The organism is Anaerobacillus sp. QJM3NY_32, from assembly GCF_056173645.1.
Map to the genome: position 1 here is coordinate 3,543,802 of NZ_CM149684.1, position 22,991 is coordinate 3,566,792.

Annotated in this window: 29 protein-coding genes and 1 pseudogene; 4 read left to right on the forward strand and 26 right to left on the reverse strand. The window is 39.6% G+C overall.

All coding sequences use genetic code 11. The annotated features are described in order from the left end of the window. The first annotated feature begins 55 nt into the window (after nucleotides 1-55). On the forward strand, nucleotides 56-1,408 hold the full coding sequence (locus AC0VYH_RS18440; protein ID WP_404683253.1) for an alanine/glycine:cation symporter family protein: 1,353 nt from the start codon (nucleotides 56-58) through the stop codon (nucleotides 1,406-1,408). A 38-nt stretch (nucleotides 1,409-1,446) separates the two neighbouring features. Here the strand turns inward: AC0VYH_RS18440 and AC0VYH_RS18445 are convergent, their stop codons facing one another. The 7 genes from AC0VYH_RS18445 to AC0VYH_RS18475 all read right to left on the reverse strand — a co-directional run bounded on the left by AC0VYH_RS18445 (nucleotide 1,447) and on the right by AC0VYH_RS18475 (nucleotide 7,654). Next, entirely contained in the window at nucleotides 1,447-3,201 is a 1,755-nt protein-coding gene (locus AC0VYH_RS18445) for an ABC transporter ATP-binding protein (protein WP_475372899.1), read from the reverse strand. A gap of 219 nt (nucleotides 3,202-3,420) precedes the next feature. Then, nucleotides 3,421-4,056, reverse strand: coding sequence for a nitroreductase family protein (locus AC0VYH_RS18450; RefSeq protein WP_194218849.1), 636 nt, complete (start codon nucleotides 4,054-4,056; stop codon nucleotides 3,421-3,423). A gap of 116 nt (nucleotides 4,057-4,172) precedes the next feature. Continuing rightward, the gene (locus AC0VYH_RS18455; protein ID WP_475365814.1) at nucleotides 4,173-4,673 is read right to left on the reverse strand and encodes a Crp/Fnr family transcriptional regulator; all 501 of its coding nucleotides are present in this window, start codon (nucleotides 4,671-4,673) and stop codon (nucleotides 4,173-4,175) included. Nucleotides 4,674-4,744: 71 nt separating this feature from the next. Then, nucleotides 4,745-5,161, reverse strand: coding sequence for an RrF2 family transcriptional regulator (locus AC0VYH_RS18460; protein ID WP_194218847.1), 417 nt, complete (start codon nucleotides 5,159-5,161; stop codon nucleotides 4,745-4,747). A gap of 70 nt (nucleotides 5,162-5,231) precedes the next feature. Then, nucleotides 5,232-5,582: an IDEAL domain-containing protein gene (locus AC0VYH_RS18465; RefSeq protein ID WP_242057233.1), complete on the reverse strand. Its 351-nt coding sequence runs from the start codon at nucleotides 5,580-5,582 to the stop codon at nucleotides 5,232-5,234. A gap of 84 nt (nucleotides 5,583-5,666) precedes the next feature. Beyond that, nucleotides 5,667-6,674, reverse strand: coding sequence for an LLM class flavin-dependent oxidoreductase (locus AC0VYH_RS18470; protein WP_475372900.1), 1,008 nt, complete (start codon nucleotides 6,672-6,674; stop codon nucleotides 5,667-5,669). Between the two features lie 218 nt (nucleotides 6,675-6,892). Then, nucleotides 6,893-7,654 carry a DeoR/GlpR family DNA-binding transcription regulator gene (locus AC0VYH_RS18475; protein ID WP_475365816.1) on the reverse strand — a complete coding sequence of 254 codons (762 nt, stop codon included), beginning with the start codon at nucleotides 7,652-7,654 and terminating at the stop codon, nucleotides 6,893-6,895. A gap of 285 nt (nucleotides 7,655-7,939) precedes the next feature. Here AC0VYH_RS18475 and purU point away from each other — a divergent pair, with 285 nt between their 5' ends. Further along, nucleotides 7,940-8,806, forward strand: coding sequence for a formyltetrahydrofolate deformylase (purU, locus tag AC0VYH_RS18480; protein ID WP_408962563.1), 867 nt, complete (start codon nucleotides 7,940-7,942; stop codon nucleotides 8,804-8,806). A gap of 43 nt (nucleotides 8,807-8,849) precedes the next feature. Here purU and AC0VYH_RS18485 read toward each other — a convergent pair whose 3' ends face one another. The 5 genes and pseudogenes from AC0VYH_RS18485 to AC0VYH_RS18505 form a co-directional block, all read right to left on the reverse strand. After that, nucleotides 8,850-8,936: a YjcZ family sporulation protein gene (locus AC0VYH_RS18485; protein WP_136948892.1), complete on the reverse strand. Its 87-nt coding sequence runs from the start codon at nucleotides 8,934-8,936 to the stop codon at nucleotides 8,850-8,852. A 119-nt stretch (nucleotides 8,937-9,055) separates the two neighbouring features. After that, a pseudogene (locus AC0VYH_RS18490) lies at nucleotides 9,056-9,160 on the reverse strand (YjcZ family sporulation protein); the annotation flags it as partial. A 377-nt stretch (nucleotides 9,161-9,537) separates the two neighbouring features. Further along, nucleotides 9,538-10,155 (reverse strand): flavodoxin family protein, encoded by a 618-nt coding sequence (locus tag AC0VYH_RS18495; RefSeq protein WP_475365817.1) that lies wholly within the window; start codon nucleotides 10,153-10,155, stop codon nucleotides 9,538-9,540. A gap of 110 nt (nucleotides 10,156-10,265) precedes the next feature. Then, the gene (locus AC0VYH_RS18500) at nucleotides 10,266-10,568 is read right to left on the reverse strand and encodes an EthD family reductase (RefSeq protein WP_194218840.1); all 303 of its coding nucleotides are present in this window, start codon (nucleotides 10,566-10,568) and stop codon (nucleotides 10,266-10,268) included. Between the two features lie 85 nt (nucleotides 10,569-10,653). Then, nucleotides 10,654-11,250, reverse strand: coding sequence for a TVP38/TMEM64 family protein (locus tag AC0VYH_RS18505; protein WP_475365818.1), 597 nt, complete (start codon nucleotides 11,248-11,250; stop codon nucleotides 10,654-10,656). Between the two features lie 354 nt (nucleotides 11,251-11,604). On the opposite strand from AC0VYH_RS18505, the gene AC0VYH_RS18510 reads away from it, so the two are divergent. Continuing rightward, on the forward strand, nucleotides 11,605-12,891 hold the full coding sequence (locus AC0VYH_RS18510) for a hemolysin family protein (RefSeq protein WP_194218838.1): 1,287 nt from the start codon (nucleotides 11,605-11,607) through the stop codon (nucleotides 12,889-12,891). 54 nt (nucleotides 12,892-12,945) lie between these two features. Here AC0VYH_RS18510 and AC0VYH_RS18515 read toward each other — a convergent pair whose 3' ends face one another. The 13 genes from AC0VYH_RS18515 to AC0VYH_RS18575 form a co-directional block, all read right to left on the reverse strand. After that, a complete protein-coding gene (locus AC0VYH_RS18515) occupies nucleotides 12,946-13,725 on the reverse strand; it encodes a sulfite exporter TauE/SafE family protein (protein ID WP_194218837.1) in 780 nt (259 codons plus the stop codon). Between the two features lie 56 nt (nucleotides 13,726-13,781). Then, on the reverse strand, nucleotides 13,782-14,009 hold the full coding sequence (locus tag AC0VYH_RS18520; RefSeq protein ID WP_194218836.1) for a sulfurtransferase TusA family protein: 228 nt from the start codon (nucleotides 14,007-14,009) through the stop codon (nucleotides 13,782-13,784). 16 nt (nucleotides 14,010-14,025) lie between these two features. Then, nucleotides 14,026-15,147 (reverse strand): MBL fold metallo-hydrolase, encoded by a 1,122-nt coding sequence (locus AC0VYH_RS18525; RefSeq protein WP_475365819.1) that lies wholly within the window; start codon nucleotides 15,145-15,147, stop codon nucleotides 14,026-14,028. 80 nt (nucleotides 15,148-15,227) lie between these two features. Further along, nucleotides 15,228-15,791, reverse strand: a complete 564-nt coding sequence (locus AC0VYH_RS18530) for a sulfurtransferase TusA family protein (protein WP_475365820.1) — start codon at nucleotides 15,789-15,791, stop codon at nucleotides 15,228-15,230. Nucleotides 15,792-15,811: 20 nt separating this feature from the next. Beyond that, on the reverse strand, nucleotides 15,812-16,120 hold the full coding sequence (locus AC0VYH_RS18535) for a rhodanese-like domain-containing protein (RefSeq protein WP_194218833.1): 309 nt from the start codon (nucleotides 16,118-16,120) through the stop codon (nucleotides 15,812-15,814). Between the two features lie 11 nt (nucleotides 16,121-16,131). Then, nucleotides 16,132-16,491: a rhodanese-like domain-containing protein gene (locus AC0VYH_RS18540; protein ID WP_404683267.1), complete on the reverse strand. Its 360-nt coding sequence runs from the start codon at nucleotides 16,489-16,491 to the stop codon at nucleotides 16,132-16,134. A gap of 12 nt (nucleotides 16,492-16,503) precedes the next feature. Next, complete coding sequence (locus AC0VYH_RS18545; RefSeq protein ID WP_194218831.1) at nucleotides 16,504-16,983, reverse strand: DsrE/DsrF/DrsH-like family protein; 480 nt, start codon at nucleotides 16,981-16,983, stop codon at nucleotides 16,504-16,506. Between the two features lie 53 nt (nucleotides 16,984-17,036). Next, complete coding sequence (locus tag AC0VYH_RS18550) at nucleotides 17,037-17,297, reverse strand: metal-sensitive transcriptional regulator (RefSeq protein WP_194218830.1); 261 nt, start codon at nucleotides 17,295-17,297, stop codon at nucleotides 17,037-17,039. Nucleotides 17,298-17,435: 138 nt separating this feature from the next. Further along, nucleotides 17,436-17,804 carry a YidH family protein gene (locus tag AC0VYH_RS18555; protein ID WP_226615201.1) on the reverse strand — a complete coding sequence of 123 codons (369 nt, stop codon included), beginning with the start codon at nucleotides 17,802-17,804 and terminating at the stop codon, nucleotides 17,436-17,438. A gap of 113 nt (nucleotides 17,805-17,917) precedes the next feature. Next, nucleotides 17,918-19,045 (reverse strand): peptide-methionine (R)-S-oxide reductase MsrB, encoded by a 1,128-nt coding sequence (msrB, locus tag AC0VYH_RS18560; protein WP_475365821.1) that lies wholly within the window; start codon nucleotides 19,043-19,045, stop codon nucleotides 17,918-17,920. Nucleotides 19,046-19,048: 3 nt separating this feature from the next. Then, the gene (locus tag AC0VYH_RS18565) at nucleotides 19,049-20,092 is read right to left on the reverse strand and encodes a sensor histidine kinase (RefSeq protein WP_194218827.1); all 1,044 of its coding nucleotides are present in this window, start codon (nucleotides 20,090-20,092) and stop codon (nucleotides 19,049-19,051) included. Continuing rightward, nucleotides 20,089-20,781, reverse strand: coding sequence for a response regulator transcription factor (locus AC0VYH_RS18570; RefSeq protein WP_475365823.1), 693 nt, complete (start codon nucleotides 20,779-20,781; stop codon nucleotides 20,089-20,091). The genes AC0VYH_RS18565 and AC0VYH_RS18570 overlap by 4 nt, the downstream gene beginning before the upstream one ends. 12 nt (nucleotides 20,782-20,793) lie before the next feature. Continuing rightward, nucleotides 20,794-21,291, reverse strand: a complete 498-nt coding sequence (locus AC0VYH_RS18575; RefSeq protein ID WP_475365824.1) for a DM13 domain-containing protein — start codon at nucleotides 21,289-21,291, stop codon at nucleotides 20,794-20,796. A gap of 240 nt (nucleotides 21,292-21,531) precedes the next feature. On the opposite strand from AC0VYH_RS18575, the gene AC0VYH_RS18580 reads away from it, so the two are divergent. Next, nucleotides 21,532-21,900 carry a winged helix-turn-helix transcriptional regulator gene (locus tag AC0VYH_RS18580; protein WP_194218824.1) on the forward strand — a complete coding sequence of 123 codons (369 nt, stop codon included), beginning with the start codon at nucleotides 21,532-21,534 and terminating at the stop codon, nucleotides 21,898-21,900. Nucleotides 21,901-21,989: 89 nt separating this feature from the next. Here AC0VYH_RS18580 and AC0VYH_RS18585 read toward each other — a convergent pair whose 3' ends face one another. Next, nucleotides 21,990-22,967, reverse strand: coding sequence for an acyltransferase family protein (locus tag AC0VYH_RS18585; protein WP_194218823.1), 978 nt, complete (start codon nucleotides 22,965-22,967; stop codon nucleotides 21,990-21,992). Nucleotides 22,968-22,991: the final 24 nt, after the last annotated feature.

The window sequence follows — 22,991 nt, forward strand, 5'->3', positions numbered from 1 at the left end:
TTGTGGTAATTTGTTAGAATATTTAGTATTAAGATACATAAAGGAGGAGTTCTTATTGGAAGCAGCATTAAATAACATTAGTGGATTTGTATGGGGGTGGCCTCTGCTCGTCCTACTTGTGGGAACGGGTATTTACCTCACTATTCGCCTTGGGTTTCTCCAGTTTACCATGCTTCCATATGCGTTGAAGCAAGCCTTCACGAAGAAACAAGATAAAAACGCAGAAGGGGATATCTCTCACTTCCAGGCTTTGATGACGGCACTTGCCGCTACGATCGGAACAGGAAACATTGCCGGTGTCGCAACGGCTGTTTTTGTTGGTGGACCTGGTGCCGTTCTCTGGATGTGGATCAGTGCTCTCTTTGGAATGGCAACGAAATATGCTGAGGCAATCCTTGCTGTTAAGTACCGTTCGGTGAATTCGAATGGTGAAATGTCCGGTGGGCCGATGTACTACCTTGATAAAGGACTTAATATGAAGTGGCTTGGGATGATTTTTGCCTTTTTTGGTGCTTTCGCAGCTTTTGGAATCGGAAATATGGTACAGTCCAACTCAGTAGCAGATGCTGTCGCTACTTTCGGGATCGCTCCGTGGATTACTGGACTTGTCCTAATGTTCTTTACTGGAATGGTTATTCTCGGTGGAATTAAAAGCATCGGTAAAGTGACGGCTTACTTTGTTCCAGTTATGGCCTTATTTTATGTTATTGGTGGATTAGTCGTGATCTTTATGAATCTTAGTCTTGTTCCTGCTGCTGTTTCCCTTATCTTCTCAGACGCTTTTACAGGTGAAGCTGCTGCTGGTGGTGCCATTGGTGCCGTAATCCGTTATGGTGTAGCACGTGGGGTATTTTCGAATGAAGCTGGACTTGGCTCTGCGCCAATTGCGGCGGCGGCTGCTAAAACCGATTACCCAGGACGTCAGGCACTTGTCTCTATGACACAGGTGTTCATTGATACGATTGTTGTCTGTTCCATCACTGGAATCGCGCTCGTTATGGGTGATCTCTATGGTGGAGATTTGAACGGAGCAGCCTTAACGACAGCGACGTTCGAGAAATTCCTGGGTGTTCCTGGAGCGCTCATCGTTACAATTGGACTTATTTTATTTGCTTATTCAACTGTTCTCGGATGGTCCTACTATGGCGAAAAATGCTTCTCTTATCTTTTTGGAGACGCGTCGATTAAATATTATCGTTTCGTTTTCGTATTGGCCGTTTTTGTCGGAACAACGTTAAAACTAAACGTTGTTTGGCTTCTTGCTGATATTTTCAATGGCTTAATGGCACTACCAAACTTGATTGGACTTCTCGGTCTTTCAGGAGTTGTTGTCGCTGAGACAAAACGCTTCCTTGAAAAAGTGAAGGAAGAAAAAAGAGAAGCGCATTCAACGGGTGTATCTAATTAATACTTAAAAAAGGTGTCGGGAGATCCCGACACCTTTTCTTATAAACTTTCTTCAATTTGAAACTGTTGCTGAGCAAGCTCTTTATAAAGACGGCTTGTCATATATAGCTCTTCATGTGTGCCCTGATCTGATACAATACCGTTTTCCATAACTAAGATTTGATCGGCATGAACAACGGTCGAAAGACGATGAGCAATAACAATCGTCGTACGTCCCTTCATTAAATTGTTCAACGCACGTTGAACCTGAACTTCTGACGTACTATCAAGACTAGATGTAGCTTCATCCAACAAGAGAATGTATGGATTTCGAACAATCGCTCTTGCAATTGCAATCCGCTGTCGCTGCCCACCAGAAAGCTTGATTCCTCTTTCGCCAATTTCTGTATCAAAACCGTTTGGAAGATCTTGAATGAAAGGCAGGGCATAAGCTTGCTTTGCTGCCTCTTCAATTTTCTCATCCGAAACATCTTCTTCTAGCCCATAGACAATATTCTCTTTAATGGTTCCTGCTATGAGCGGACTTTCCTGAGAGACATATCCAATTTGCTTCCGCCATGAGACAAGTGAAAAGTCATGAATATTTTTTCCGCCAAGTGCGATTTCACCTTTTTGAGGTTGATAAAATCGTTCAATTAATGAAAATGTAGTCGTTTTACCGCTACCACTTGGACCAACTATTGCAGTGATTTTACCGGGTGGTACTTCAAAGGAAGCCTTTTTCAACACAAGTTCTTTCCCATAGGAAAATTCAACGTTATGAAATGAAAGCACCTTTGCTGGATCTTCAACTTCATCTCCGCTCAGTCGTTCTTCACTATCATGATCAAGTAAAAATTGCAGACGTTCTGTTGCGCCCATTGCTTTTTGGATTGCTGTTAAGAACCTTGCCATTGAGCTGAATGGAATAATGATTTGAAAAAGGTATAAAAGAAAAGCGACAAGCTCTCCAGCTGATAGTTCTCCTGTTGATACGCGAACGCCACCGTAGCCTACAATGACGACGAGAACCCCCATTAACAATAACGTCATAAGAGGCATAAGAAGGGCATAGATTTTCGCTTCCTTCATGCTGTAAGAGAAGACATTTTTAATGCCATTTTTCCCATTCTCTTCTTCCACATTCTCTGCCATCGAGAATTTCACAAGACGAACTTCTGATAATACTTGTGTGATTGTTGCTGTAAACTTAGCCGTTTCTTCCTGCAATCCCTTTGATACTTTATACATTCGCTTTCCGATAAAACGAATCCCAATCATCATAATAGGGACAACCGCAAGTAAAATGGCTGTTAATTTCCAATCAAGGTATAGTAATATCCCAATAGAACCGACAATCGACAGCGTACTCGTTAACAAACTAATTAAATGATTCGAGACAAGATCTTTTATTACTCCAGTATCATTCACAATACGACTTGTCGTATCCCCAACCCTATTGCTGTCAAAATAAGTTATTTGAAGGGAAAGGACTTTCTTCATTAAACGCTCTCTCAACCGAGCTACCACTGTCTCCCCTATATACAACAGGAGGTACATAGATAAACCAGAGAAGATCGCCTGAACAACAAAGGCAGCAATTAATAATGTAATAACTCCCGAAGAAAGCGAGCTACCTGAGAGCTGATCAACTAGATTTTTCGTGAAAAATGGCACGATTAATCCAGCTACGGTTCCAATCATACTCAATGCAATAGCAAGTGCTACAAGAGACTTTGAAGGATTTGTATCACGAATTAATTTTGATAGTCCGCGCCAATTCATTTTTTTCTCCGTATTTGCTTTTTGTTCCATTATATTCCCCCTTACGATCTCTCCTTAGTATACCTTGTCTTATCGTTAAATCAGAAAACGGAATGGAAATCATTCCGACGTTTCATCATTTCTCAAATACACACTCGCTAGAAACACTATGAAAAATAAGTGTAGTGAGACTATTGCGTTTAGCTATCAAGACTATGTTAAGACAGAAAAAAGGAAGGGACAGTGCCCTTCCTTTAACATGATTTAAGATTAGAAGCTTTCTTTCACGACAACACGCTCAAGTGGGAAGCGAGCTGTTCCATGCGCTTCAACAGCTGCTTTACCAACAGAAATAAGCATTGTTGGAACATAACGTGAAGGAATGTTAAACTCTTCTACAAGGGCAACTGGATTAAAACCACCCATTGCCACTGTGTCATAGTCTTTTGCTTTTGCAGCAAGCATCAATTGCATTGCAGCCAACGAGCTATTCTTGATTGCTTCGCTTAAAGCAAAGCCTTCTCTTTCGTAAGCGCCATTGATTTGGCTAACAAGCGTTTCTTTTATAGCATTTTCCATAAATCCTAATTCGACTGCCTGGCCATAAATTTCTTCAGCATGTAGATTAGCTTCAAGGTCTCCTAGAATAACAATAGTAGCAGAGCTATCTACGATTTGCTGCTGATTAAAAGCAATTGGAAGTAGCTTTTCTTTTTGCTCATCACTTTCAATAACAAGGAACTTCCAATGTTGAAGGTTCCAAGAAGACGGAGCTTCAATCGTAGCATTTAAAATCTCATTCATAACTTCCTCAGGAATTTCGATTCCTTTCTCAAATTTTCTTACAGAATGACGATCTTTCATAACATCTAGAACACGATTGTTCTCTTGTACACTAACAGACATCGTTTATTTCTCCCCTTTTTCTATCCATAAAATTTCTCTCAATTGATGGTCTAATAACCTATCTCACCTATACTATAATGTAACATATATCATTACAGTTAGAAAACAAAAAATCATTAGCAATTGTGGCAGTATCTTCCCTTTTTGCTAGTATTTTTATTAATCAAATTCTGAAATCCATTTTTAACCTGCTTCACAAAAGAAGTTGCTGTGCGTTCAGGAAAATCAATGATTAATTTTAATCTTGAAAGCTCCGTTGTTAGTTTAATTGCTAATTCAGGGTAAGCCAGATACAAAGCACGATAGGACGTTTGATCAAGTTGAATGAGCTCAACATTAGTTATTGTTTTTGCATACAAGTTTTGATGTACAAAAATAGAGCGATTGCCCAAAACATCATTCGGCCCAAGAACTGCTAGAGACTCATTCATGTTATCCGCATGATAAATGGCAATATTACCACTTTTAATAATGTATACATCGCGATTTGTATGTTCTGGCTTTATCAAAAATCTTCCGTTGTTTCTCTTAATTAGCTGACCGGATCTTTCTAATCGATTCCAATCTTTCATATTAAGCTTGCTTCCTTCATTTCTTACCACCAGACCTGTACTCATGTCTGCTCACCCCCAATAATTTTATTGAAACTTTTTTTGTTACAGTTAAGATATAAAACAAAAACAATTACTTATAATTGTTTTTGTTTTAGGCTTTGAATAATATCACGAATCGTATATTGTTTCAAGAATGCTGTTAAATGATTCTCAGCATCTGTGAAAATATCGCCCAGTACATTTGATAAATTCGCTCCCACAAGACAATACTGATTCGAATCAGGACACCTTGGTTGGAGAGTACCTATAGAGGTAAGGTTATAGATCTTATCAAGCGTGACATCTTCTACACGACAAGATAAAGTAAACCCACCTCCAGCACCCTCTTTTGAAACGATATAACCGTTTTTCTTGAGTAAACTAAGAATTTTTCTCATACGAACGGGATGGACAGAAGCACTTCCGGCAAGATAATCACTAGTTGCCATCTGCCCTGGCTTAATTGCGAGCAAAGCCAGACTGTGTACGGCGAGAGTAAAATCACTATTCAATTGCAGCGCCTCCCAACACTTTCTTCCACTTCCATCCTATCGTACTTCTTTTGTAGCTGGCAAGAAAATTTTAACAGGGAACTGCTTCCTCCGACTCATGTCGAAGCTGCTTAAGTTGTGCAGAAAGTTCCATGAACCATTGTTTATCTTTCGTAATTAAAGAAACTTCAATAAGGTTTAACAAGAAGGATTCATCCTGTTCAAAATTTGGTTCCTCCAGCTGGGAAATACGATTCTGGAAAGTTTCGATTACTTTTCCTACAGTTTCAGGATTATCACATTCTAGAACAAATACTTTAATCGTTCCAAGATAGTTATTTACAGATTCAACATATCCATGAATTAGTTCATCATGGACTGACTTTCCTTTTACCCAATCACCTTTTTGATATTGAGTTTGTTGATGTAATTGATTCATCATCATTTACCTCCTTATTTGGAAGACTAGTTTGTGTTCCAACTGAGTCAAGGTATAGTGTAATTCTAATTATTACAGTTCATTTTGTCAAGAAGAGGGTTTCTCATCTATTTGAAATGCATCTGCAATGAGTTTATAAGACTTCAGTCGAGTTTGAAAATCGTGTGTAATCGTATTAATGATCACTTCATCTGTTTGATAAGCATTTGCTAATTCTTCAATTTGTTTTTTCACCTGGGTCGGACTACCTACGATCATTCTTTTTCTGTTTTCCCGAATCCGTTCTTTATCAAACACTGTATATGGAAAGCTACGCGCTTCATCAGGGGATGGAAATCCGTCACCTGACTTTCCTTGTTCGATTAATAAGATCGATAAATCCAAACTAGATGCCAAATATTCTGCTTCTTCTTCTGTTTCACCACAAATGACAAATATAGCTACATTTGTTTTCGGTGTCTCGTTAAATTCAGATGGTACAAAACGAGAACGATATTTGTCAACCACATTCGTTCCACCATATCCATTAATGAAATGTGCAAAGGTAAACGCAAGTCCGCGCTGCGCTGCCATCATTCCACTTGCCCCACTTGATCCTAACAACCACATCTCAGGTGCCGTGCTTCCAAGCGGTGTTGCTCGTACGTTCATTCTCTCAGGGTCTTCCCCTTTCAAATAGGCAGCTAGTTCGTTCACCTGCTCTAAATAGTTATCAATCCCCATACTGTTCCCCCCAGCGAGAGCTTTTGTAACATTCGGCATCCCTCCTGGAGCGCGTCCAAGCCCAAGATCAATACGATTGGGATTTAACGTTTCAAGCATACGGAAGTTTTCCGCTACTTTGTATGGACTATAATGTGGTAACAGCACTCCACCAGAGCCAATCCTCAAACGCTTTGTGTTCGCTGCCAGATGTGAGATCAGGACTTCAGGACTAGACCCAGCCAGACTCTTCGTACTATGGTGTTCTGAAACCCAGAATCGATGAAAGCCTAGCTTCTCAACTTCTTGTGCAAGTACTGTTGTTTCTCTAAGTGCTTCTGTTGGCGTATTGCCTCTTGATACAGGTGATTGATCAAGTACGCTTAACTTCATATTCTTTCCGCTCCTTTAATGTAAAAATCATCATTACAGTTTATCTTATCAGATGAAAAATTGTTGACCAATAAATATGCTTACTTTTAGATGAACCTCTTCATACTAGTAGTTACCCTTTTAAGACACAAAAAAACGGACCGTCACGCCCAATTGGTTACGCCGGTCCATTCTTTAGAAAATCATAAGCTCTCTTTATATGACGTCATTCTAGAAACTTAAGTCTCTGCAACAACGAGCTTAACCTGATGTCGCCTTAGCATTTCCTGCACTTTCTCTTCAGGAATTTGATCCGTAATAATAAGATCAATATCTTCAAGATGAGCAAAAGTAAAAAACTCAGAACGATAGAACTTTGAATTATCAGCAAGTGCGATAACATACTGAGATTGTTGAATCATCTTTCTTTTCACCATTCCATCTTCTTCATGAGCAATGGTTAATCCCTGCTCTGAGATTCCTATGACTCCTATAAAAGCAATATCTGCATTGTAGGTCGCCACCTTTTCGACTACAGCCGAACCATATAGGAAACGATGATCTTTCTCGAGTTTGCCTCCAAGAAGATGAATATCAATATGACTTCCGCTCGATAGAATATCTGCTTGATGAATGGAATTTGTAATCACTGTTGCTTGTTTATCAATTAGAAATTCAGCGCATGACTGAACGGTTGTGGATGCATCAAGAATAACGACGTCACCAGCGTTAACATATCCTGCGGCCATTTTGCCTATTCGCTGTTTTTCCTTTGACACAACTTTTAAGCGGTCATGATACGACTGGATCTCATGACGAAGCTGAGGAAGTACGGCTCCACCTCTTGTCCTCGTAACGGCTTCTTCTTCTTCAAGCTTCACAAGATCACGTCTCGCCGTGTCTCTTGACACTTGAAATAACTCGCAAATTTGATCTACAGATATTCTTCCGTGTTTTTTTAGATGATCTAAAATCGCTAGCATTCTTTCTTCTTGATACACTTCCTACACCTCATTTCCATGCACTTACATTATAAGTTTTCGTAAGTAATAAATCAATATTTATTAAGTGTTTTCGATTTTATATAAGTTTTTATAAGTAATTCTGCTTATTCTTATTATTTCCTCTTATTGCCCCATGATGATTTTTCGCATCATTACAATGGTAAACAAGATAGAACTTAAACAGTCAGTTCACAGAAAAATCCTAGACCATAAAATCCTTTTGCGCTTTACCTTGAAATAATGTATTATTGAAAATATTTACTAGATAAATGGAGGCTAATGATGAAGGGAAATTTAGATAAAGGCATTTTATTAATATCTTGCCCAGATAGAGAAGGAATTGTTTCAGCTGTCTCAACGTTTTTATTCACAAATGGTGCAAATATTATTCACTCTGATCAGCATTCGACCGATCCTGTTTTGGGACACTTTTTTATGCGCATCGAATTTAGCCACCCTCAATTAAACGAACAATTAGGAGAACTTAAAAGGGCTTTTGAAGAAACGGCATCTCCATTTCAAATGGAATGGTCCATAACGGCTTCTTCTAAAAAAACTCGTCTCGCTATTTTTGCTACGAAAGAAGATCACTGTCTTCAAGAGTTGATATGGAGATGGCAATTGGGGGAGCTACATGCGGAAATTGGAATGGTTATTAGTAATCATCTAGACTTTAAAGAATTAACGGAAAGCGCTGGGATCCCCTTTTATCATGTTCCAGTGACAAAAGATTCGAAAGCACAAGCAACAGCTGAACATCTTCATTTACTTGAAGAGCAACAGATCGATACGGTTATTCTTGCAAGGTACATGCAAATCATACCTGAAGAAATTATTAACCTTTATCACAACGACATCATTAATATTCATCATTCATTCCTACCAGCCTTTATCGGTGGTCACCCTTATCAACAGGCCTTTGATCGAGGCGTCAAGATCATCGGGGCAACAGCCCATTATGTGAATGCAAAGCTTGATGAAGGTCCAATCATCGAACAGGACATCACTCGTATTACTCACCGTTATAATGTGAACGATTTGAAAAGACATGGCAAAGACATTGAACGCATCGTCCTCTATCGCGCAGTGAAATGGCACCTTGAAAAGCGTGTTATTGTTCACGGCAACAAAACAATTGTTTTTCAATAATGTTCCATAAGAAAAAGCACCCGAATCGGGTGCTTTGCTTATTTTAGTAAGCCCATACTGCGCCAACGATAATCAAAAGAATGAACAATACAACGATTAGCGCGAAACCTTGACCATAACCGTAACTCATGCGTATCCCTCCCTTCATGCTAATTTAACAAGAAAGGTTTAGTAGCCATATCCTCCGCCGTAACCGCCGTAGCCACCTTTTCCGTAACCACCACACTGACCGCCGTAGTTAGCTCCACCAACTGCCGCAGCTCCAACGATAATCAAAAGAATAAACAATACTACGATCAACGCAAAGCCTTTACCGTAGCCTCCGCCATGCCCTTGCTCTTTTCCACCACTCATTAGAAAACCCCCTTTCCTGGAAGGTTACTAATACTATATGTCGTAAGAAAAAGAAGGATTAGGCTGGTGTCCATAGTTAGATAGAATTATCATTTCTACTTATTTGTCACGCTTAAATAATGCCTGCTACAGCAAGTAAAATAATGACAAGAAGAATGAAAAGAATCAGAAACAAAATCAGTTCATCCACTGAGATCCCCCCGTATTTGGTCGTTTAATAACATATGTGACTCTGGGCGCGCCGGTGAATTCGCGTTCTCGTTTTCCAATTCATAACCAGATCATCTTATTGAGATCTCGAATGAGCCGTCATTCAATAATCATTACCATAGCCTAAAAAATGCCCCTTCCTATTGGAAGAGGCTTAGCTCATTGCATTATTCCATCGTGTTCCCTTTAGCAGGAATAGGATTTTCATTAAAGATTCGTGCAAAATGAATTAAGTTATACGCCATTGTTTTCGCATGACTGGTAGAAAAGTCATTCTTTTGACCGTTCGCTTCGATATAAGAAGCGCCTGGTCCGGCTTCTCCAACCCAGTAAGCATCTACGTTTGGAGGAACGGTAATGCCAATATGAGAAAACCCGTATAGCACAGAAGCCGCTGCATGCTTAGCACCATCTTCGTTTCCTGTAATCACGACGCCGCCTACTTTATTGTAGTATAACGACTGCCCTTTCTCATTTGTTAATCCGCTTCCTCCGTATAATCGCTCGATTGCAAGCGTAGCGACACTACTCTTTTCACCTAGCCAGAGAGGAGTACCTAGTATGATAATATCCGCTTCTTTTACTTTTTCAAAAATAACTGGCCATTCATCTCCATGACCTTCATCTTCCGAAACACCATAAGCGATCTTATAATCGCTTATGCGAATGCTTTCAGATTCAATTCCCTCTTTCTTAAAAATCGCTTCTGCTTCTTGATAAAGAGCATCCGTGTTAGAAGTCGTTTCACTCGTTTTAAGAGAACAATTTAGAAATAGTGCTTTCATATTAATAAACTCCTCCTTCACCTTTGGTTATTCCTACCAACTATTTACCTCCTAGAAAAAAACTTAAACAAAAGAGCACTTGAAATAAGATTCAAGTGCTCTTTCCTTTGCTATTCTGTTATAAGTAATAATGGAGCCTCATTTAAGAACTTCATCATGTTTTGTCCATCTTCTGATACTTTTGCCCATGCCGGTGACTGCATTGCTTCTTCTAATTGCTCTTTTGAACTAAATTCAATAGTAGCTGTTAAGAAATAGTTCTTGTCTGTATTCATTGCTGCCGTCACATAGTTAACTTCAGCATTCGTAACGTTCGGGACATCCTTTACAAGAGCCATATGATTGTTCTCATAATAGTTCTTAAACTCATCGACATCTTTCGGTTCTTGATAAATCACTATGATTTTTGCCACTTTTCATCGCTCCCATTGATTTAGTTATTCATCTACATCATAAGGTCAGTGAAGCTGATAAGAAAGTAATATGCACCGCTAAAGTTTATACTGATCCGCTTAGCTTTTTTCGATTCGACCTCTTTTTCCCGAATAGAAGCAGAACAATGATGATCGCACTTGCCCATATAAACCGCGTTTGGTATTTTTCTAAGTTTGCTAAATCATGACCTACAATTGTGTATAAAATGGTTCCAGGAATTTGACCTAGCGCAGTAGCTAACACAAACGATCGAAATGAAATGCGACTTAACCCTGCAAGAAAGCTAATAAAATCAAACGATACAATCGGGACTAATCTGGCTACGAGTATTAAGAAAAAACCATTTTTCCCACTGTACCGATTGGCCTTCTCAAGAAGGTCGCTCTTCTTTGTTACTTTTTCAACAAATGCGGCTCCAAACCACCTTGCCAGCCAAAACATCACGAGAGCAGCTGCCATTCCACCTGACCAAGAAACGAGGAAGCCAAGTGGAATTCCAAAAGCGAGACCGTTAGCTGCTGTAATGACAAAGGATGGGAGCGGCGCGAGAATTCCTTGCGCAATCATTAAAGCAATACTAATAACAGGCGCCCATATTCCTAAGGAGCGAAAGTAATCAGCGAGAAGAGGGAGTGAATCAAGCGAAATAAATGAACGCATTTGAGCCAACCATGGCGGATTGATTAAAAAGGTGATTATAATAACGATTAGGAGACATACTCCTATCCCTATCAAGGGTTTGGTGGACTTTTTCATAATTAACCCCGATTCTGAAAAAACTATAACATAAACGCTCACGATATCATTATCAGGTTGGTGAGGTATGGTCACAAAAATGATCATAGCATCTTATGAATGATAAAATCTATTTCTTACAACCTGGAGCGTTCAAACATTCTCATTGAGGTAGAATTTTTTGTTTTACGTTACCCCAAAAGAGGAAAACATCGTTATAATAACGTTACAATAACTATTACATAGGAGGTGAACCCTTACAACTCTGTAAGGGCCTTATTGGAACTAATCAAAGTAATTGCTGTTCTATTGTTAATTGTATTAACGGCATTTTTCGTAGCATCTGAATTTGCGATCGTAAAAATTCGAAGAACGAGAATAGATGCACTTGCGAGTGAAGGAAATAAGAAAGCCAAAGCCGTTCAAAAGGTACTTGGTAACTTAGATGGGTATCTTTCAGCATGTCAATTAGGTATTACCATTACAGCGCTAGCTCTTGGTTGGCTTGGTGAAGAAACCGTTGAACAGCTTCTGCATCCTTTATTTGAGCTTATTAACCTTCCTGACTCAATCGCTACACCTGTTACGATTGCGCTCGCCTTTGCGATTATAACCTTCCTACACGTTGTTCTTGGTGAGCTTGCTCCGAAGACATTTGCAATTCAAAAAGCGGAAGCTGTTAGTTTACTTCTAGCTGGTCCACTTATCTGGTTCTATCGTATAATGTATCCGTTTATTTGGGCATTAAATGGTTCAGCTAGAGGCGTGGTAAAGTTATTTGGTCTTAAATCAGCGAATGAGCATGAACAAGCCCATTCTGAAGAAGAACTTCGACTCATTTTATCTGAAAGCTACAAAAGTGGGGAAATCAATAAATCCGAAATGGAATTTGTGAATAATATCTTTGAATTTGATGAAAGAATGGCCCGAGAAATCATGATTCCAAGAACGGAAATGACCTGTCTATTTTTGGACAACACTACTGAAGAAAATCTTGAGATCATGAAGAACGGTAAATATACACGTTATCCTGTCGCTGATGGGGATAAAGATAAAATCGTTGGGGTCGTAAACATTAAAGAAATTTTAACACAGTACAAATGGGGCGAAGAGCTTATACTTAATGAATACATCCACCCCATTAATCACGTTATTGAAACAGCTCATATTAAGACACTGCTAGCGAAAATGCAAAAGAGTCATAATCATATCGCGATCGTAGTCGATGAGTATGGTGGAACGGCCGGACTCGTTACTGTGGAAGATATACTTGAAGAAATTGTTGGCGAAATTCAAGATGAATTTGATTTTGATGAAAAAGCGCCTATAAGAGAAGATTCGAATGGACAAACAATCGTCGATGGAAAAGCTTTAATTAGTGATATCAATGAGCTACTCGGAACATCAATTGATCATACTGAAGTGGATACAATTGGTGGCTGGATCTTAACTCATGATATAGAACCGGAACAAGGAACATCATTTACCGTAGACGGCTATCAATTTACAGTTCGTGAAGTTGATGGACATCAGATTAAAGAATTAGAAATTAAGCAACAAGTATAAAAAAAGCTGTCTCCTCAAATTGCATGTAGCAATGAGAGAGACAGCTTTTTTCGATTATGAGAGAAGGTCAATCCAAATCTTAATAGACGTTCCAAGAATAAGGGCAGCAAGCACCCATTGAAGAATTTTTGTATTTATTTTCTTACCAGCATTCGCACCAAGTGGCGAAGCAATTAAGCTTGCGACAATCATTATCGCAGCAGGAAGTAAAAGAACCTGCCCTGTTGCGAGTTTTCCAACCGTCGAACCTATCGAAGAAATAAACGTGATCGCAAGAGAAGATGCAATCGTCATCCGCGTCGGAATCTTTAGCACGACGAGCATGATCGGAACGAGAAGGAATGCTCCTGCGGCGCCAACGATCCCAGCGCCAATACCTACAATAAAGGCAAGAGCTGATGAAAGTAGTTTATTGAATTTCACCTGATCAAGCGGTATATCATCAATGCCTTTTTTCGGTATAAACATCATGACAGCTGCAATCGCAGCAAGCAGTCCATAGACGACATTGATTCCCTGTTCGGACATAATGGTCGAACCATATCCTCCAATAAAACTACCGATTAGAATACTAACCCCCATGTAGAGGATCAATTGCTTATTAAGATAACCACCTTTACGGTAAGCCCAAACACCACCAATGGTTGCGAAGAATACCTGAACTGCACTAATACCAGAAACTTCGTGGGCACTAAATGCCGCAAAACCGAGTAGTGGTGGGATATAAAGTAGCATCGGGTATTTAATAATCGAGCCACCGATTCCAACCATTCCTGAAATAAAAGATCCAATAAATCCAATTGCAAAAATCGTTATTATAAAACTCAAATCCATCCTGTTCACCCCTTACATTAAAACGGAGGTACTTATCCAGTACCTCCTATCATTTACTAAGCTTTTTTAATCCAGAAATAGAACACGCCGTCTGTTTCTTCAGACTTCATTAGTTCATGACCACCTGATTTCGCCCATGCAGTAAGGTCACTTTGAGCTCCTTTATCAGTCGCTTGAACTTCAAGAACTTCACCTGACTCCATGTCTTTCATTGCTTTTTTTGTTTTTACGATTGGCATCGGGCATGCTAGCCCTTTTGTATCTAATGTTTTTTGTGCATCCATTTGTAATTCCTCCTTATTAGTTAACCGCACAGCGGTTTGGTCCAATTTCCATTTCTCTTTTTGTTTCTTCATCAGGGGTAATTTTCCCCATATTTGTTTCACGAATTTCCTGATAAGCATTAGGCTGTGGAGGAAGATTTTCGGTTACCATTTTTCTGAAATCTTCTTCCTTCTCCACATTTAGACCATCATTCTTTTGGTAAAGATCCTGGAGTTTTGCAGACACGGCTCCATTTTCATCAAGCTCAGCCATTTTTGAGAAGTGAGCTGGCAGAACAACTAATTCCCCTGCCATCTCTTTATACCGGTTATAAAGTGTTGTGCGAAGGTCAAGTACCCAATCTTCAGCTTTGCCAGCTAAATCCGGGCGACCAATTGATTCAACAAATAGAATATCACCAGTTAAAAGGTAAGCATCATTGATCATAAGTGACGTACTTCCGATGGTGTGTCCTGGAGAGTAGATCGGTTCAACTGTTACGCTTCCAATAGACACTGAAGTTCCTTCTTTAAGTGCTGAATATTCGAATGTTACTTCACCAGCATCTTCTTCTGGAAGGTAATACGTTCCATTTACCTGGTCAGCTAACGACTTCCCCCCAGAAATGTGATCTGCGTGAAGATGTGTATCAAATGTTGCTTTAATCGTAAGACCTTTGTTTTCTGCAAAGGTTGTGTAATTCTCAATCATTCGGTTCGCATCCACAATAGCAGCCTCTCCATTTGATTCAATCAAATATGAAAGACACCCTTTACCAAGGCGAACAAATTGATAGAGTGCTCCTCCCGGAAGATCGCCTACTTTAACAGGCTCAAGGTATTCACTCCATGCCTTCATTCCGCCAGAAAGATAAGATACATTCTCCATTCCCGCTTCAACGAGTTCTTCACCTACAAAGATCGAAGAACCTTCTTTTGCACATACAACTTGAATTTCTTTATCCTTTGGAAGCTTTGGCAGGATCTCTTCAACGCCGTCAATTAAATCGAAGTAAGGAACATTCATAGACGTAACAGATTCACCTTCGATTTTCCAATCGCCATAAGCTTCTTCATTTCTTACATCGAGAATAAAAAGCTCTTGCTTATTAATCACTTTTTTTGCTACTTCACTTGCATGTTTTTGTTTCAAATCCACCTCATATACCCCCATCCGTATTTATGATTCCAAAAAAAATTAAGTTGTACGCGGGGAAAAAATCCCCGCCCTTTTATCTTTTAAAGATCAGATGTAGTAGGACCATCCCACTCGGACATTCCTGGCACAACATTGATCACATCATAGCCATTTTCAGCTAACTTTTGAGCCGCAAGATCGCTTCTTGTACCTGTACGACAAACTACATAAATCTTCTTCCCTTTATCTAACTCTGCCATACGGTTATCTAAATCGCCAAGTGGCAAAGAAATCGCATTTGGAAGGTGACTGAACGCATATTCTGCTGGCTCTCTTACGTCAACGATCGTCATTTCATCATCTGAGAGTTTAGCTGTAAGATCTGCATTTGAAATCACATGTGGATGACTCTGCTCAAGTGTCGTCTCACCATCTGAAGCCTTACGAAGATAATGTTTCAAAACGTCACCTTCTTCAATTGTTCCAAGATAGTGATGCCCTACTTTGTCAGCCCATGCCTTAAGATCTGCTTTTGATCCTTTATCTGTTGCTAGAATTTCAAGAACGACTCCTGATTCAAGATCCTTCATCATTTTCTTCGTTTTCACAATTGGCATCGGGCACGCTAGACCCTTTGCATCGAGTACGTGATCAGTTTGTATCATTAGTCTACCTCCTGTAGTCGTTATTCTGTTTCTCCAGTCCATTCAAGCATGCCGCCTGTCATATTTAACACGGAATACCCGTTTGATTTTAGAACCATAGAAGCCATGCTGCTTCTGCCACCTGACCGGCAGACGATAATATGCTCTGTATCCTTATCAAGCTCATTCATTCTTCCCTGTAATTCATTAACCGGTAGATTGTAGGCACCAGGAATCTTTCCTTCTGCCACCTCTTCAGGTCCGCGAACATCGACAATACTAATTGATTTATTTTCCTTCAACATGTTATTCACTTCAGTTGGCGTTACATCTTTTACATAACCAGACATTCTAATTCCTCCTATTTCCACATATTCATTCCGCCGCGAACATTCGATACAGACGTGAATCCTTGTCTCTTCAATTCTCCGCAAGCTTTTGAACTTCTCATTCCACTTTGACAAATCACGACGACTTCTTTATTAGGATCCAGTTCTTTTGTGCGTTTGCTAAGTTCGTTGAGCGGCATATTTTTAAATTGCTTCACTTTTTGACCTTTATATTCACCAGGTGTACGAACATCAATAAATTGAACATTGCGATCGCCAAACTTCCTTTTTGCTTCTTCAGAGGTGATCGTTGTTACACCTTTTCCTGGTCCTACCTTTTTATAAATGAACCATCCAGCTATCACAATGACAGCTATTAGCAAAAGTTCCATTCTTTTCGCTCCTTAAATGAAGAGATTGACGTTACCATCTTCAGCGTCGCCTAGATATGCAGCAACACCTGCATACTCGATTTCTTCTAGCAGCTCATCCTTTTGAAGACCTAAAAGATCCATTGTCATCGTACAAGCAACGAGCTTCACTTCCTGTTCTTGCGCAAGCTCAATCAGCTGCGGAAGTTCTGTTACATTGTGCTTCTTAATGACGTTCTTAATCATCTTCTTACCCATTCCACCATAGTTCATTTTTGAAAGACCCATTTTATCAGCACCGCGGGGCATCATTTTGCCAAACATTTTCTCTAGGAACCCTTTATTGACTTCAACTTGCTGATCTTTCCTAAGAGCGTTTAACCCCCAGAATGTATGGAAAATGGTTACCTCATGGTCATATGCGGCGGCACCATTCGCGATAATGTAGGCAGCCATTGCTTTGTCGTAATCTCCACTAAATAGTACAATCGTTGTTTTCTTTTGTTCACTCATTCTATTTCCTCCTCTTATACACCTAGGGGTATATAATGTGTTAAATTTTTTTATTATCGACTTCTTACTAAAAGATTAACAGCTTCCTTCACAACATCATCAGTAGATTCTCCCTGTTCAATCTGTTGGTGAAGACACTGTTCAAGATTTGAACTTACAATTAATCCAATCGAACGATCGATACCAGAACGAGTGGCAGAAAGCTGATTTACAATGTCTTCACAGCTTTTCTCTTGTTCCATCATCTGGATAACACCGCGAATTTGTCCTTCAATTCGCTTCAATCGATTCATAACTGCTTTATCGTATTGCATTTCATTTCCTCCTCACCTTATACCCTAAGGGGTATAAAATCAAGTAAAAAAATTTATCTGTAAATCGAATTCGTTTGTGTTTTTTAATACCTATAGGGGTATTATAACGCACCTGTATGAAATGTCAACACCCTGGTTTTAAGAAAGCCAATTGATTTGAATAATAAAATACGTGGCGATCAGTGCAATCATTAACAACACTACTATAAGAAGAAACACAACAATCCATGAAGAAGAAGGAACCTCAAATTTCATAATGCGTTTTTTCGTTCGGTAGAACTGCACCGCTCCTCCAGCGATCGTTAATAATCCAAAAAATAAAGATGAGAAACTAATGAACACGGCGACCTGATCATCAGCTCTCTCTCCAGCAGCTCTAGTAAAATGTAAGCTTGCTGTTAGAAAACCAATACCAATGATCGCAATAGAAGTTCGAACCCATGCTAGAAACGTGCGCTCATTCGCTAATAACTGTTGCACACGTCCATCTGCCTTTTTATTTTCCACCCTTATTCACCTCACATGATCTGTATTATATACCCCTTAGTGTATGTATTCAATGTAGAAATCTTATTCAACTACTCTTATTCTTCTATCATGAACAAAAAAAGCAGAATCCATTAGGATTCTGCCCCTTCTTCAAATTCATCCAAATATTCTCCGTAACCCTTTTCTTTCATTTCGTCTTTTGGAATAAAATCAAGCGCTGCAGAGTTTAAGCAATAGCGGAGACCTGTTGGTTCAGGGCCATCTTCAAACACGTGACCTAAATGAGAGTCAGCGTTCTTACTTCTTACTTCCGTCCTAACCGTAAACCAGCTTTTATCCTCTTTCTCTACAATGTTCTCAGGTACAAGGGGCTTTGTGAAGCTAGGCCATCCTGTTCCTGATTTATATTTATCCGCTGAACTAAAAAGAGGTTCTCCTGAAACGATATCGACATAGATTCCTTCTTCTTTGTTATCCCAATACTCATTATCAAAAGCTTTCTCTGTGTCGTCCTCTTGCGTCACACTATATTGAATCGGTGTAAGCATCTCTTTTAGCTCTTCATCAGAATACGTGAGATTTGTCTTCGCTTCTGGTGCATCTACCTCAAGATCATCTCCCCATGCTTTCTCAAGAAACTGATCTCGTCCTGAATTATTTCGATAATATTTATAACGCAGTTCATTTTCTTTGTAATAATCTTGATGATACTCTTCCGCTACATAAAATGTTTCTGCTTGTTCGATAGGCGTGACAATAGGTTTATTAAATCTGTTTGACCTTTGAATTTCTTCCTTAGACGCTATAGCAGCTTTCTTTTGCTCTTCATTATGATAGAAAATTCCAGATAAATATTGGTCTCCCCTATCAACAAACTGTCCTTCATCATCAGTAGGATCGATTTGTCTCCAAAATACATCTAACAATGTATCATAGCTCACAACGGAAGGGTCATAATATACTTGGACAGCTTCTACATGCCCGGTTCCACCAGAAGATACCTCTTCATAAGAAGGGTTTTCTGTATTCCCGCCAGTATAGCCTGAGACCGCTTCTCTTACGCCATCTAATTTCTCAAACGGCGGCTCCATACACCAGAAACATCCTCCTGCAAAAGTCGCCACCGCTTCATTATCCTGTACAGCTTGTGCTGGCTCGCTTCCATAAGAACGTTTAAAAATCACATCATAAAGTTTTGGAATAGCAAATACGAGCACTGCCGCAATTCCAATTAACAGAAACCATCTCGTTATCTTCATTCATTATTCCTCCTTCTTCTCAAGTGGAAGCATAAACCAAAATTCGCTGCCATGACCTACGTTACTTTCAACGCCTATCTTCCCTCCATGAAGCTCAATCAATTGTCTCGATATGGCTAGACCCAGTCCGGAACCCCCGTACCTTGTGTTACGCGATTTCTCAACACGGTAAAAACGATCAAAAATCCGTTCTTGTTCTTCTTTCGGAATTCCGTTTCCTTCATCTCTTATAAAGAAGAGAGCAGCTGTCTCAACCTTTTTCAGTGTAATATGGATCGTAGAATGATCATCTGAGAACGCGATTGCATTTTGAATTAAGTTCGTAAGCACGCGTTTGATATGGTCTGGCATCATAGGGATGACACCTAGCTCTTCATCAATTTCAACTGCAAGTTCAATCTCTCTCTCTTGTAGCTTGCGATCGAACTGCTGTAGCGTTTCAACTAAAACGACGTCAGGGTGAACGAATCTAGGTTCATATGGTAAAGTGCCACTTTCTAGTTGAGATAAATTCAACAGCTCTTCAATCAAGTGGCTAAGCCGTTCTGTTTCTCTTTCGATCGTATCTAGATACTGTCTTTTTGTTTTCTCATCTGTAACGACGCCATCTTGAAGTGCTTCAGCAAAGGATCGAATCGAAGAAACAGGTGTCCTTAAATCATGAGAAACGTTCGCAATCAATTCTGTTTTGTATTGCTCCGAACGCTTCACTTCTGAAAACATTAGATTTAGCTTCTCGGACATCACATTGAAATGCTGTGCAAGCTCCTGTATTTCTGTTGGCCCTTGCTCTGCCACCTTGACATCGAACTTTCCTTCAGCGATTCTGCTCGTATCTTCCGTCATCTGATTCACTGACTTCAAAATTTGCGATGTGAATATAAAATGAGCCAACATCGATAGAGAACCAGCTCCAATCGTAATGAACGTAAGGGTGAGGATCAGTTCAGGTGAAAGGACCATTCTTACGTAACTAATAATGAGAAAGACTAGGATAAAAGCAATCGATATCCCATTGGCAAGCATTAGCATCGTTCGCAATTTCATGTTGATTCTCCTTCAAACTTATACCCGATGCCCCATACGGTTTTAATCCATTTAGGCTCTGCTGAATCTTTTTCAATTTTTTCACGTAGACGTCTTATATGAACATTTATCGTATTGCCATCACCGTCGAATTCATATCCCCATATCGCTTCAATCAATTGTGAGCGAGGAAAGACACGTGTAGGATGACTGGCTAACAAATAGAGAAGTTCAAATTCCTTAACAGTCAATTCCACTTCATTCCGATCGACTGTTACCTTTCTTCGAGATTCATCAATTGTAAGCTCACCGTACGTTAAGAAAGAGGCCTTCTCCACATGTTGTCGTTTCGTCCGACGCAATATATTTCGCACTCTAAGAACAAGCTCTCTTGGGCTAAACGGTTTAGTTAAATAATCATCCGCGCCGACCGTTAATCCTAAAAGACGATCTCGTTCCTGACCTAAAGCTGTCAGCATAATAATAGGAACATCATCGACCGCTCGAATCTCCTCCGCCGTTTCCATTCCATCTTTTAACGGCATCATCAAATCAAGTACAATGAGATCTGGCTTCTCTTTTTCCCACCTACTTATAGCCTCTTCTCCATCTGCTGCTGTAATCACGTGATACCCATCTCTCTCCAAATACCTCCTACTAACGTCAAGTATGGATTCTTCATCATCCACTAGTAGGATTTTCTCTGCCAATGCACTTCACCTCTATTCCTTATGAAACAGTTCCGCAAAGCCGAAATCAACTTCAAAAGCTTTGCACCAAACGACAATCCGATCGCCTTCTTCAAGTGAAGACGAATCAGGAATGCGATAGTTCTGACTGCCAACATTTCCTTTCAATTTCCCAAGTATCGTTCCTTCATCTGTTGACTGCCCTTCTTTTACGAGTACAGTATATAAGTCAGGACCATTCGTCACTTCGAAGTTCTCAAACCTAACCCATTGTTTTGAATCGGTGTAAAACGATGTGACGTTACCTGAAGCATGATGGGTATCATCACCATCGACGAATATCCCTGAGTGGGATACAGCTGGTGATTCTTCATCGGATGTCTCTTCAGCATTAGTTGTTGCTTCAATCGTTGTCGGGAGATCTTCATCAACCACTTCATCAAGAAAAAGAGGAGAAACCATCCACCATCCAACTACGATCAAAAGCACAAGAAAGATACTTCCAATCCATCCTTTCTTACTCATCAACATCGTTCCTTCCTCTTATAGGATATCCTCATCATAAGAAATAAAAATTAGTGATTCCTGAAGAAAGTATTACGATTTGATTAACTCTTCTCTAGTGTAACTCATTTTAAACGTTGCGTAGATGTTTGATCGGTTTTGAAAAGGGGTCCGGGTGTATCATCATTTTTCTGGTTAAACAAAGCTATAGGTGATAGGATATGAGTATAGAATTCAACCATATATTTATTGTAAGGAGTATATACGATGAAAAAATATAATATTCCTGTCGAAGCTGCCCTGGAAGTGATCGGAGGAAAGTGGAAAGTCGTCATACTCTGTCATTTAATAGAAGGCACAAAGCGTACAGGTGGACTTAAAAAGTTGATGCCTGGCATTACTCAGAAAATGCTGACCCAACAGCTACGTGAGTTAGAGACAGATGGTGTGATACTAAGAAAGGTCTATAACCAAATCCCCCCTAAGGTTGAATATTCTCTTACGGACTATGGATGGTCTTTAAAAGAAATTCTGGATTCACTTTGCGCTTGGGGAGAACAACATATTGAGAAAACCTATCCGTGTAAAGAAGACGTTCTTCTTCAGCCTGAAGAGCGTGACACAATGAAAGCCTAATTGCCACTCTTTCCACGGAGCTCATATCAGAATCAACCATCCCATATAAAAAACGGTACGCCACTCAATAGTGACGTACCGTTTTTTTGTTATCTTCGTGCAGATGTCAATTTGTCAGGAGATGGTAGCCACCTGTCGAACGCCAATAGTTTCGAAAAGAAAGGCATTGCGAACAAAGTGGAAATAAATAAAGTAAAGACTAAAATAAAAGGTACGCCCCATATCGTGGCGATAACTTCAGACGACTGCTGTTCTAAGAACCATTTAATAACAAATCCATGGAACAAGTAAATCGCAAAAGTTCTTGATCCGAGTGGTGTAAATACAATTGGTCCCTCTGGAATCATTGAAAAGAACAAGAACATCACAATTGCTGTACCAACATAATAAGTTAGTCGAATCAACAAGTCTGTGTTTGATTCATAAACATACGTACCATAAAGTAGATCAGCAAGTCCTTCTATTTTGTATAAATAAAACAGTAGGAACAATCCGCCGAGCACAACAGGGGCTATCCACTTCATATGTGGAAATCTGATCGGTTTTTTTCGACATCCCATGACCATCCCAAGTACGAAGAAAGGCAAGAAAACAAAAAGTCGATCTAATGATAAAAATCTCTCAACATCAAAATAACCCACAGCGAGCCCTGCACCAATACTTAATGGAAGCAAAATGCTTGCTTTCATTTTAAGCAAAAGCGGTGAAATCAGTTTATAAGCGGCTATACATAAAAGGAACCACATTGCCCATCGCGGCGTTAGAAACTCGATTGCAAATGACTTTTGATAAAGGTTTGTATAATAAATCGAATAAACAACTTGAAAAATCACATAAGGTAATAAAAATGTTGTGAATATTTTCCAGAAATACCTAGTTCCAGATGCTTTTCTAGTGAAATAACCAGCTAGGAAAATAAATGCAGGCATGTGAAAAATAAAAATAACGTGGTAGAGACTATACAAAAAACGTGAATCGTCAATAAATGGAGTCAGCATATGTCCGCCCACTACTAACAATATTAATATAGCTTTACTATTATCAAAATACGCAATACGTTCTGACACGAAAAACAACCTCCTCAAAGGATT

Bases quoted from the DNA above. Each gene is read 5' to 3' on its own strand.
- AC0VYH_RS18445 (WP_475372899.1), bottom strand. From the start codon at position 3,201: ATGGAACAAAAAGCAAATACGGAGAAAAAAATGAATTGGCGCGGACTA.
- AC0VYH_RS18450 (WP_194218849.1), bottom strand. From the start codon at position 4,056: ATGTCTGTTAGTGTACAAGAGAACAATCGTGTTCTAGATGTTATGAAA.
- AC0VYH_RS18455 (WP_475365814.1), bottom strand. From the start codon at position 4,673: ATGAGTACAGGTCTGGTGGTAAGAAATGAAGGAAGCAAGCTTAATATG.
- AC0VYH_RS18465 (WP_242057233.1), bottom strand. From the start codon at position 5,582: ATGATGAATCAATTACATCAACAAACTCAATATCAAAAAGGTGATTGG.
- AC0VYH_RS18470 (WP_475372900.1), bottom strand. From the start codon at position 6,674: ATGAAGTTAAGCGTACTTGATCAATCACCTGTATCAAGAGGCAATACG.
- purU (WP_408962563.1), top strand. From the start codon at position 7,940: ATGAAGGGAAATTTAGATAAAGGCATTTTATTAATATCTTGCCCAGAT.
- AC0VYH_RS18485 (WP_136948892.1), bottom strand. From the start codon at position 8,936: ATGAGTTACGGTTATGGTCAAGGTTTCGCGCTAATCGTTGTATTGTTC.
- AC0VYH_RS18495 (WP_475365817.1), bottom strand. From the start codon at position 10,155: ATGAAAGCACTATTTCTAAATTGTTCTCTTAAAACGAGTGAAACGACT.
- AC0VYH_RS18505 (WP_475365818.1), bottom strand. From the start codon at position 11,250: ATGCGTTCATTTATTTCGCTTGATTCACTCCCTCTTCTCGCTGATTAC.
- AC0VYH_RS18515 (WP_194218837.1), bottom strand. From the start codon at position 13,725: ATGGATTTGAGTTTTATAATAACGATTTTTGCAATTGGATTTATTGGA.
- AC0VYH_RS18520 (WP_194218836.1), bottom strand. From the start codon at position 14,009: ATGGATGCACAAAAAACATTAGATACAAAAGGGCTAGCATGCCCGATG.
- AC0VYH_RS18530 (WP_475365820.1), bottom strand. From the start codon at position 15,791: ATGATACAAACTGATCACGTACTCGATGCAAAGGGTCTAGCGTGCCCG.
- AC0VYH_RS18535 (WP_194218833.1), bottom strand. From the start codon at position 16,120: ATGTCTGGTTATGTAAAAGATGTAACGCCAACTGAAGTGAATAACATG.
- AC0VYH_RS18540 (WP_404683267.1), bottom strand. From the start codon at position 16,491: ATGGAACTTTTGCTAATAGCTGTCATTGTGATAGCTGGATGGTTCATT.
- AC0VYH_RS18545 (WP_194218831.1), bottom strand. From the start codon at position 16,983: ATGAGTGAACAAAAGAAAACAACGATTGTACTATTTAGTGGAGATTAC.
- AC0VYH_RS18550 (WP_194218830.1), bottom strand. From the start codon at position 17,297: ATGCAATACGATAAAGCAGTTATGAATCGATTGAAGCGAATTGAAGGA.
- msrB (WP_475365821.1), bottom strand. From the start codon at position 19,045: ATGAAGATAACGAGATGGTTTCTGTTAATTGGAATTGCGGCAGTGCTC.
- AC0VYH_RS18565 (WP_194218827.1), bottom strand. From the start codon at position 20,092: ATGAAATTGCGAACGATGCTAATGCTTGCCAATGGGATATCGATTGCT.
- AC0VYH_RS18575 (WP_475365824.1), bottom strand. From the start codon at position 21,291: ATGTTGATGAGTAAGAAAGGATGGATTGGAAGTATCTTTCTTGTGCTT.
- AC0VYH_RS18580 (WP_194218824.1), top strand. From the start codon at position 21,532: ATGAAAAAATATAATATTCCTGTCGAAGCTGCCCTGGAAGTGATCGGA.